Genomic DNA, 918 nt, shown 5'->3' on the forward strand with positions numbered 1-918 from the left:
CCGCCTCGCCCCCTTATCGGGCCTTGGCTCAGCCCCGCCCAGATGTGCATCATCGACCGGGAGCTCGCCCACGCGGTCCCGGATCCGCCGTCGCTCAAACCGGAGGGATTTGCCGCGACGACGCCGACGCGGCCGAGGACTCCGCCGGATCCAGTCCACGCGGCTATGCGCTCAAAGACCTGAGACCTGGCTCCTTCGGCCTCACGAAAATCCGGCTGGATCCCGCGCAATCGGGCGACATCCGGCCGCCGGGCTTGATCGAAGGCCGGACCTCAGGCCTCCTTTTCCGGCGACGACGCGAAGAGATCAGACCTCGGTCGCCCGCCGTCCGTTCGCCCGGCCTTCTGCGCGAGGACAAAGGCGCGATCCCCCGCAAGAAAGCTCTCCAGCATGTAGGGGATGAGATCTGGTAACGGCTGCGCCTGGCCGTAGGTCTCGCGGTAAAGCGCGGCATAGGCCTGTAGCGACCGCGCGAGCTCCGGGCCGGCCCGGAACGAGATCCTGACGAAGGTGCGGTCCGGCAGCCGGCGAAGCTTGAGATCTGGCATGGCACACCTCCTCATCCCTGGTAGGGCTCGAGCACGAGATCCTTGTGCACAATGACGCGAAGCGGCCAGCCGGGCCGCACTTTCAGCGTCGGCTGGATGTCGAGCGCCCGCTCCGTGATCCGCTGACCGGCCTGGTTCAGGCTCTGCTGCGTCGATTGCCGGAGCGCGCGGACGAGATCGTCCTCGTCATCGCCAAAGGTGAGCTCGGTGCCAACGCCGAGAAGCGTCGAGAGGACGACACCCTTCACGAGCTCCCAGCCGTGGACGTCAACCTCGTCCTCGAGTCCGGCATAGCCGGCCGTGTCTGTCGCCGGCAGATTGACGAGCACGATCGATCTCCCGTTCGGCAGGACAAGGCGCTGCCAGACCA

2 protein-coding genes are annotated in these 918 nt (G+C 67.0%); both read right to left on the bottom strand.

Annotation, left to right across the window (positions count from 1 at the left end; genetic code table 11):
• Positions 1 to 272 precede the first annotated feature (272 nt).
• Positions 273 to 548 (bottom strand): DUF2274 domain-containing protein, encoded by a 276-nt coding sequence (locus FFK22_RS41940; protein WP_138893736.1) that lies wholly within the window; start codon positions 546 to 548, stop codon positions 273 to 275.
• Between the two features lie 11 nt (positions 549 to 559).
• Positions 560 to 918, bottom strand: a 359-nt coding sequence (locus tag FFK22_RS41945) for a TrbI/VirB10 family protein (RefSeq protein WP_143957017.1), incomplete at its 5' end; no start/stop codon positions are given.

The sequence above is a fragment of the Mycobacterium sp. KBS0706 genome (assembly GCF_005938675.2).
Lineage (GTDB): Bacteria > Pseudomonadota > Alphaproteobacteria > DSM-16000 > Inquilinaceae > Inquilinus.